Annotated in this window: 11 protein-coding genes; 10 read left to right on the top strand and 1 reads right to left on the bottom strand. The window is 27.9% G+C overall.

The features are described 5' to 3' along the window. The 10 genes from Q0649_RS10165 to Q0649_RS10125 form a co-directional block, all read left to right on the top strand. Positions 1-249 (top strand): aspartyl-phosphate phosphatase Spo0E family protein (locus Q0649_RS10165; protein WP_298841087.1); only part of this gene is annotated, 249 nt, incomplete at its 5' end. Positions 250-666: 417 nt separating this feature from the next. After that, positions 667-984 carry a hypothetical protein gene (locus tag Q0649_RS10160; RefSeq protein WP_298841085.1) on the top strand — a complete coding sequence of 106 codons (318 nt, stop codon included), beginning with the start codon at positions 667-669 and terminating at the stop codon, positions 982-984. A gap of 441 nt (positions 985-1,425) precedes the next feature. Next, positions 1,426-2,241, top strand: a complete 816-nt coding sequence (gene spo0A, locus Q0649_RS10155; RefSeq protein ID WP_298841082.1) for a sporulation transcription factor Spo0A — start codon at positions 1,426-1,428, stop codon at positions 2,239-2,241. 454 nt (positions 2,242-2,695) lie between these two features. Next, positions 2,696-3,202 (top strand): CBO0543 family protein, encoded by a 507-nt coding sequence (locus tag Q0649_RS23065; RefSeq protein WP_367179373.1) that lies wholly within the window; start codon positions 2,696-2,698, stop codon positions 3,200-3,202. A 62-nt stretch (positions 3,203-3,264) separates the two neighbouring features. Further along, positions 3,265-4,275, top strand: coding sequence for a DUF3231 family protein (locus Q0649_RS10150; RefSeq protein WP_298841078.1), 1,011 nt, complete (start codon positions 3,265-3,267; stop codon positions 4,273-4,275). A gap of 178 nt (positions 4,276-4,453) precedes the next feature. Beyond that, entirely contained in the window at positions 4,454-4,645 is a 192-nt protein-coding gene (locus Q0649_RS10145) for a hypothetical protein (RefSeq protein WP_298841075.1), read from the top strand. Positions 4,646-4,763: 118 nt separating this feature from the next. Next, positions 4,764-4,949 carry a hypothetical protein gene (locus Q0649_RS10140; RefSeq protein ID WP_298841072.1) on the top strand — a complete coding sequence of 62 codons (186 nt, stop codon included), beginning with the start codon at positions 4,764-4,766 and terminating at the stop codon, positions 4,947-4,949. A gap of 212 nt (positions 4,950-5,161) precedes the next feature. After that, entirely contained in the window at positions 5,162-5,770 is a 609-nt protein-coding gene (locus Q0649_RS10135; RefSeq protein WP_298841070.1) for a dienelactone hydrolase family protein, read from the top strand. 365 nt (positions 5,771-6,135) lie between these two features. After that, positions 6,136-7,398, top strand: coding sequence for a hypothetical protein (locus tag Q0649_RS10130; protein ID WP_298841067.1), 1,263 nt, complete (start codon positions 6,136-6,138; stop codon positions 7,396-7,398). 48 nt (positions 7,399-7,446) lie between these two features. Beyond that, on the top strand, positions 7,447-8,001 hold the full coding sequence (locus Q0649_RS10125) for a CBO0543 family protein (RefSeq protein ID WP_298841064.1): 555 nt from the start codon (positions 7,447-7,449) through the stop codon (positions 7,999-8,001). A gap of 72 nt (positions 8,002-8,073) precedes the next feature. On the opposite strand, the gene Q0649_RS10120 is transcribed toward Q0649_RS10125, so the two are convergent. Then, on the bottom strand, positions 8,074-8,412 hold the full coding sequence (locus tag Q0649_RS10120; RefSeq protein ID WP_298841061.1) for a hypothetical protein: 339 nt from the start codon (positions 8,410-8,412) through the stop codon (positions 8,074-8,076). Between the last annotated feature and the right edge of the window lie 399 nt (positions 8,413-8,811).

The following is an 8,811-nucleotide window of genomic DNA, read 5'->3' as shown; positions in this document are numbered from 1 at the left end:
TATGGTTTTGAACAGATAAAGATTTCAGATAGACTTGATGAGGTTATTAATAAAGATATAAAAAGAGCAAAAAAAGAAAAATTAGAATTGCTTAGAAATAAGTTAGAAAGGTTACTAGAAGTCACTGAAAACCTTGTTGATTCAGAAGTTGTTTCTTTAAGTCAAGAATTGGACAAGCTAATCCTTAATTATTATTTTTTGGAGGGGGTAGGCAGCATCTCTGTAGCCAGTGGAAAAGTAAACTATTAACGTGATTTTATTATGTATTGAAATAACTGCCATTGATTCTGCATTAATTGCATCACATGTTAAAAATTATATGTTTGGAATATGATATCCATGCAATACAATAGATAATTATTGTATTGTTTTTATTTTATTGGATTGTTGAAAAGAATATCACTGTATGATTTTGGATAAAACCTTACATTCTCAGTAATATAATATATTTAACCAATATTAATAATTAGCGTCTCATTTTTTTACAAATTAATACTCACTCTTTAGCAAGTTGATATACTTTGTAATTTTATAAATAATCAGCATTAGAATAGCCTTAATGAGAAAAGATAATTATGGACTTATTGTATTGGTTTATAATTAATTCCGGTCTTAAACAATCCCTATATATATTAATGTTATAATTATGTTATTGGGGTGATGATATTGGATAAACAGGAGTTTAATAAATTAGATATACAGGATCAGTTAAAATATATTAATAATATACTTGTAAAAGGTGAGAGCCTAAGAAACATTAGCAGTAATTTAGGCATAAGTAAAACAATTATTGATAATAGATTTATTGAACAGTGTTATATATTTAATAAAGAAGCTATGCAGTACATAAAAAACAATGAGTATAAAGAGGATGTAAATATATTTAAGAATAATGATATTAATAAAAAGATGCTAGATAAAGAAAATATAAATATAAATATAAATATACTTAATGATGACACTATAAGTAAATATAAAAAATAATTATTTTAGAACTGGTAGAATTTTAGTCTAGTATAATTGCTAGGCTATTATATTTTTTTGTAGAACTAACGGAGAACTTATTAAATATATTTAATAAAGTTAACTCAAATACTATGTGAAAGTAACACAATACCAATTGAGTTACTTTCACATTGGGTCTATTACAGACTTATTAGGCATTGAAAACATTACTTTCTAAAACTAAAAAGGCATACAATATAATTTTCAGTTATATTGTATGCCTTTTATTTTAATAACAATACCAATAATCTAAGGAAAATGTAAGACTTATTAAGTTTAGAATTAAATAACTTTTTATATGAAATTAAAATATTAATAGTATAATTAAGTAAAAATGTATTTTATTTATCCAATATAAAAAACGAAATTATTTATATATAAAACAAATAAGATGAGAGTTAAGTAAAGGGGATAAGCAATATGGAAGAACCAAAAATAAGCATAATTATAGCTGATGATAACAGAGAATTTGATAATATTCTTAATGATTGTTTTTCAATGCAGAATGATATGGTTGTTGCTGGCATAGCAGTAAATGGAGTGGAAGCATTAAAATTAGTTAAGGGAAAAAAACCTGATTTAATAATACTTGATTTAATTATGCCTATTCTTGATGGTTTGGGGGTCCTAGAAGAAATAAATACAATTAATTTAGAACCAATGCCACGCATAATAGTTTTGTCGGCAGTTGGTAATGATAAAATAGCACAAAGAGCCATATCGCTAGGCGCAGATTATTATATTTTAAAGCCTTTTGACATAGAAGTTTTAATTAAAAAAATACGGCAGATGTTAAATAGCACTATAGGTGGTAGTACACATATAAAAAAAGCACTTATCTGTAATGATAATGCTGATATAAAAACTAATACATATCATCAAGTTGATATAATTGCTCAGATAACTAATATTATGCATGAAATTGGTATACCTCCTCATTTAAAAGGTTATATGTATTTAAGAGAAGCAATAAACATGTTAGTGAATGATATTGAACTTTTATCATCAATTACAAAAAAATTATACCCATTGCTAGGTGAAAAATTTAATACTACTGATAGTAGGATAGAAAGAGCAATGAGGCATGCGATAGAAGTCACCTGGAATAAAGGTCAAGTTGAAACTATTAATAAATTTTTTGGGTATTCAATAAATATTAAAAAAGGAAAACCTACTAATTCAGAATTTATGGCAATGATAGCCGACAAGTTAATATTACAAAATAAGGTTAGATAAAAACTATATTGTAATATTGTATATGTTTATTGGTAATAAAAAAATACAAAGGTAATTAGGAAGGTGGAGCCCAACTAATTATCTTTGTATTTAAAAACATTTGTCAAAATAAAGGTAATATCATATTACTTTAATTTTGACTAAATAGCAATTATTGTAAAGCAAAAATCATGCATAAAACATTGTATATTCTCAATTAGACACCTTTTATGCAGTAAAATAGAAACTTATTGCATATCAAAAGAGCATGAATGAGGGTATAGGCTCGTTATATAGGTTTAACAAACGACGTGAAATTAAACTTTCACGACATTGTTTTTTCCCCATCCATTTTCATATATTAAAACTTCAGACACAAGTAAGTCATTAATATTTTATGAAAATATGGGTATTACTAAAGTAAAGATATCAATTATTTGTCTGTCATAATTCGTTCACAAAAGTAGGTGAGTTTATGTATCTAATTTTTTTATCAGTAGTATCTATTGCTATTTGCTATAAATTAGGAGATTGGAGAAATTGGAGAAAATACTATTCAACAATATTATTTTTTATTTTAACTAGCGTAATTTTTTCTATATTAACATATAATCATCCGTTATGGTCATATAAACCAGTAATAATAAATCATACCTTTACAGATTTATTTGTGTGTATAACGATATACTCAAGTACAATAATGATGTTTATTCCACATTTACCTAGAAAAACAACAAAAAAGATTATCCATGTTTCTTTTTATGTAGCTGTATATTCGATTGCCGAATCTATTGCTATTAAATTCGGATATTTCAATCACTTTAACGGATGGAATATATGGTATACTCTGATATTTGATTACATAATGTTTTTAGTTTTAATACTGCATTATAAAAAACCAATTTATGCGTGTATTCTAGTACTAATAGGTTATAATATTATTTTTTTAATCATGAAAGTACCTTATAGCATTATAAGGTAATACGAATTTAATTTAAATATTAATGACAACAATAAAAATTTAAATAGAGAGAAGGCCTATATATGACAACAGAAGCGAAAATACAATTAACATCATCAGAATTAGGCACAATGTGGATGACTTATATATCAGGAAGTGCATTAATAATAAAATGTAAGTTTATGAAAGATAAAACTATTGATAAAGAGGCTCAAAACATACTAAGTAACTATATTACTGACGCAGAAGGTCTAAAAGATAAAATTGTGAATTTATTTAATAGTGAAAATGTAATTATTCCAATAGGATTTGATGAACGTGATATGTTCAAAGAAGCTCCCTCCCTATTTGATGATATTTTTAAAATAATGAATCTTCGCCAGTTAATGAAATTAAATTTTAGTCATTCTGCTATATTTACAGCTATGTCATATATGAAAGAGGTTCATGATATATTAAAGCTTAACTATGATATTGCTGATAAATATTACGTTATGACAACAAACTATCTATTAAAAAAAGGAGTTCTCGCAAAGTCACCATATGTGACTTTCCCAAAGAAAGTAGAATTTATTGAAGATAAAAAATATATGAGTGGAATTAATCCTTTTTCGGATAAACGAGCATTAAATACAATTGAGGTTGGTTTTCTTAATGAAATAATCGAAGATAACATCTTTGGTATGCAATTGATGACAGGATTTGCACAAGTTGCAACCGAGAGTGAGGTTAAAGAATACTTTATAGAAGGTAAAGAGTTAGCAAAAAAGATTATCTCTAAATTGAGTGATGTATTATCGCAAAGTGATATTCTTCCTCCAAGTACATGGGCAGGCAAAGCTACAGATTCAACTCAACCACCCTATTCAGATAAACTTATGATGTATACAACAAGTTTAATGTCCGGTTCGGCACTAACTTTCAGTGTTTCAGGTACATCTTATAGTCTGAGAAATGATTTACCTCTTAAACTTGCGCTTATTGGAAAAGAGGCATTTACTTATGCAAAGAAAGGTGGAAAACTAATGATTAAACATAAATGGATGGAAGAACCACCTCAAATGGAAGATAGAAATCAGCTTATAAAAAATTAATTAAAATTATAAAACACAAATGTCGTGGAAGTCTGTTTTCACGGCATTTATTGTTTTATAATTAAACTCATTATTTAATACAATACATGGCAAAAACTTTTTTAACACAAAGTTAATGTAAAAGAATACAAAATTATGGTAATATTTATATATACACATGGAGAATGAGGCGGTTTAAATGTTAAAAAATTATAAAATTAATAAGGGAACTCACCCTAATATTAAAAATTCAGCTAAAATGGCACGAACTAAAACTAGCTGGAGAAAAAGACTTGAATCAGTTCCTGAACTAAAAAGATTGAATTATAAGCAATCAACAAATATATTAACAAGATCAGCACTACATGATCTATTGTTTAATAACGTATAATAGCTGTAAACGTTTATAAATTAGTAATCTCAACAATTTTTTAGTAATATGGCCAAAGGTGGCCATACTTTATAAGAACCTATCGTAGGATTTGTAAAAACAAGAAAGGACATAAGGAATGGATAAACACAAAGTATTGTTTGACAGATATATGAATTTACAGAGTGAAGATCAGAAATTAAATATTACAGGATATGAGAAGTTTATACAACGAGGTAAACTTATATCTATTAAAGTTAGGTTTAAAAATAGTCGTTGGCTGATAGTGTATTGTAATAAAAGGAATGAACTATTATCGTATTAAAGGGAGGTAGAAAATGATAGAGTTCGTTATTTATCTACATACGCGAACTTTGGCTATATACCTAACTTCCATGACCTCAATATAAAATAAACGAACTTTAACTTGATATAACACGAACTTTTAACGTTTTTTCATTCATATTATCATTATTATTCTGACTCTTGGATAAGGAAATAGTAGTATAATTGAATAAATATTTTAGGGAGGCCTACATGAAGATTATAAATAATTCTAATTCTGTAATCATAGTGTTACATGAGATATATGGTATTAATCAGCATATTAAGTTGGTTTGTGATAAGTTTTCTATGGCTGGATACGATATTATTTGCCCTAATTTAATTAATCTAAATCACCCTTTTAACTACGATCAACAACACGAAGCTTATCATCATTTCATAAATAAAATCGGGTTCGATTTAGCATTTAAGCAAGTAAAACAGCTAATAATACAAGCAAAGAAGCAATATATGTACATATATTTATTAGGATATAGTATAGGTGCAACAATTGCATGGTTATGTAGCGGCGACGATATTATGTGTGATGGTATCATAGGGCTCTATGGTTCACGGATTAGAGACTATATAAGTATTACTCCCAAATGTCCGGTTTTACTAATTTTTCCTACTAAAGAGAAATCATTCAATGTAAAAGAACTAGTTATTTCTTTGAAAAAACGGAACGTCACTGTTCATATATTAAAAGGTAACCATGGTTTTAGTAATCCTTTTTCTAAAAACTATTGTGCACAGTCATTTGATGAAGCCGGAATATTAGTAAATAGCTTTTTAAAGAAGAAAATTAACGTTTCTCCATAGGGCTTGTTGCTTCAAAATTTTCATGTATTCCGTCGTAAGTGCCCCCATATCATTAGATATGGGGGCACTTTATTAAGCGCGTATTGATACTCTGAATGTAACACTTGACAGGGAGCAGTTCACATCATACTTGTGGTACATTCACTTTAAATAAATAGAGTCTAACAATTATGCTAGGCTCTATTTACTTTTCTTATTTTATAATAAATTTTTTTCGTGAGCCTCAACCATTTTATAACCATTTGTCCACCTACAGAACCTGTATGTATATAAATACAAATATAGGACATGTTGTAGAATATAGGGCATATTTTATAAAATGTATTAAATAAGACGAGTAAAATTCAGTTTAATGGGGTTAAAAAATGGATAACTATAAATCTAATAGCACACCACGTAGAAAAAGAGCATATGTAAGTTTAACTGGTACAACAACCATTCATTTAAGAAATCCATATATAATTGCATGCTGGTCTGCGGCTTTTCCAGGACTAGGGCATCTCCTTTTATCAAAATATTTAAGGGGATTTCTTTTATTTTTGTGGGAAGTCTATATAAATTATAACTCACACATTAACCTTGCAATTTTATATTCATTAACAGGTAAAATTCAAATGGCAAAAAATATAATTGATATTAATTATGCGCTACTTTATATTCCAACATATATTTTTGCTATATATGATAGTTATGAAACTACAGTTGATTTAAATAATAATTTTATTTTGGCAGCAAGAGAGGATGCAGTAATTGTGCCCTTTCACGTAGGAGCACTAGAAATTAATTTCTTAGATAAAAAGACGCCATGGGTCGCTGCTGCATGGTCGTTAATTAGCCCTGGATCAGGCCAACTATATATCCATCGAATTGTCGTAGCAGCTTTTGTATATATTTGGGTAATAGTTGTCGCGTATTGTTCCAAAATACTTCCATCAATTCAGTATTCATTAGTCGGTCAATTTGCTATGGCTAAGTCTGTTATCAATTGGCAATGGTTATTAAATATTCCTTCTCTTTATATGTATGCAATGTATGATGCCTATACAAATTGTGTAGAAGGTAACAATTTATATGATTGGGAGCAATCTAAATTCCTTAGAACAGATTATCAAAGTAAATATTTTCATATGCCAGATAAAGAGAGGGGAAATAAAGGTGATAACATGTATATAATCTCTACATTTGATTATTCAGTTAATGTGGAATTAGCACTTACTTCGTTAGAAATGAAAGGCGTAGAAAAAGAAAACATTTTTGTTGTTCCAGTAGATAAATCAAATGAAAAAATCAATCTTATTGATTCTATCCATCATTCTGATAGTGTAAGTTTAATAGATTTGGCTTCAGTCTTAGGTGCCGTCTTTATGCTTTTCGGCAGTATTTATGGGTTTGTCCTAAAATGGGGTCCTGTATGGTGGGGACTAATTGGTCTGGGTTTTGGTTTTGGTGTAGGTTTTGCTATAAAGTTTATTGCTCTAAAAAAGTATTTAAATAAAAAGAAAAGTAAGAAAGAAACAGAGGTTGTTATTATAATTAATTGTAACGAAACCCTTGCAGAAATGGTGACAGCTACACTTTGGTCAAATCATGCACTTGGTGTTAGTAAATCAGACCATATTAATATATAACAAAAATAAATTTAATATAAGGCTTTATGCCTGAAAGGTGAATTAATAATGGTTTGGAGCACACTAGAAGCGCAATCACATAGTTTATATAAAAAACTACATAATGTTCATATAGAGTATTTCAATTTTTGGAAAAATAACATTCTATTTACATGGAGATGGTGGATAGCAGTATCATTAGTTGTTTTACCGTGGACTATTTGGTTATTGGTTAGAAAAAAAGAAAGCACTGATAGACTGTTATTTGTCGCCTTATTTGTTATGGTATTTTCCGCTGGTTTGGACATGATTGGTATAGCATTAAATTTATGGTATTACCCTGTAAATGTGTTTCCTTTAATGCCAGAATTCATACCCTTTGATATTTGTGCATTGCCTGTTGCTACAATGCTTTGTATTCAATATTTTCCTAATGTCAGTCCTTATATCAAAGCAGGAATATATTCTTTAATTAGTTCTTTTATGTTTGAACCCTTAAATGAGTTGTTTGGACTGTATAGACGGACACATTGGGAACACTATTACTCTATTCCTATAATGGTATTTATATATTTAATTGCAAACTATTTAGCATCAAACGATAAATTTGCTAGATTAAAATAAACTCAATTTTATTAATTTAGCTACTAACGCTCTTATTACCCATAATATAAGTTACTTTGTAACTTATATTATTTATCTACTTAGCATATCATTTTTCATAACTATGTGAATTTTTTTGCTTATTTTATCAGATTGTCCTTGATTAATTACACCATCTCTTACTAATGGAAATAATCCATAACAACAACCTTTACCTTCAGACATTTCCATTTTTACTTCGTTAAGCACTTTATCTGACTGAGTCTGCGTTATTGTTTTATCAGTAACTAATTCTTTAAGTGTGTTTAAAAAAATTGTTTTTATAATCGGTGACATTACTAGCGGTGTATTTGTAGACTTATCGCATCCAGTAAATACTGGAATAAATATGATAGCTATAATAAATATTGAAGCAAGTTTTGAGATTTTCATTTTTTTGCCATCCTCTTATTTTTGTTTTATTAGTTTTCTTTATGTTTAGTATAATTAAATGGAAATATACTTTTAGTTGACACAATGTATACTGATTACTTATATAGAAATAATTCTTTAAAGCATACAACATAATTAAAACTGTGTTGTATGCTTAAATTTTAAAAAATAGCTAATAGCCTCAAAGTGAAGATAACTCAATTAGTATTGTGTTATCTTCACTTTGTTTTTTGATACAATCTCGTTAACTGTACAAAAAATAAAAAACACAGCAATTATACTAAGCTAAAATTCTACCACCTTTCTTTGGTTAAATAGCTCTCTTTTTCAATGTCGACCCAAATCACTTCTAAAACAATCATTTTTTATATTTATTTATATTTGCATCATTAAGTATAT

It is taken from the genome of uncultured Clostridium sp. (genome assembly GCF_937920395.1).
Classification (GTDB): Bacteria; Bacillota; Clostridia; order Clostridiales; family Clostridiaceae; genus Clostridium_AD.
This window is presented reverse-complemented; position numbering and strand designations above follow the sequence as displayed.

Bases quoted from the DNA above. Each gene is read 5' to 3' on its own strand.
- spo0A (WP_298841082.1), top strand. From the start codon at position 1,426: ATGGAAGAACCAAAAATAAGCATAATTATAGCTGATGATAACAGAGAA.
- Q0649_RS23065 (WP_367179373.1), top strand. From the start codon at position 2,696: ATGTATCTAATTTTTTTATCAGTAGTATCTATTGCTATTTGCTATAAA.
- Q0649_RS10150 (WP_298841078.1), top strand. From the start codon at position 3,265: ATGACAACAGAAGCGAAAATACAATTAACATCATCAGAATTAGGCACA.
- Q0649_RS10145 (WP_298841075.1), top strand. From the start codon at position 4,454: ATGTTAAAAAATTATAAAATTAATAAGGGAACTCACCCTAATATTAAA.
- Q0649_RS10140 (WP_298841072.1), top strand. From the start codon at position 4,764: ATGGATAAACACAAAGTATTGTTTGACAGATATATGAATTTACAGAGT.
- Q0649_RS10135 (WP_298841070.1), top strand. From the start codon at position 5,162: ATGAAGATTATAAATAATTCTAATTCTGTAATCATAGTGTTACATGAG.
- Q0649_RS10130 (WP_298841067.1), top strand. From the start codon at position 6,136: ATGGATAACTATAAATCTAATAGCACACCACGTAGAAAAAGAGCATAT.
- Q0649_RS10125 (WP_298841064.1), top strand. From the start codon at position 7,447: ATGGTTTGGAGCACACTAGAAGCGCAATCACATAGTTTATATAAAAAA.
- Q0649_RS10120 (WP_298841061.1), bottom strand. From the start codon at position 8,412: ATGAAAATCTCAAAACTTGCTTCAATATTTATTATAGCTATCATATTT.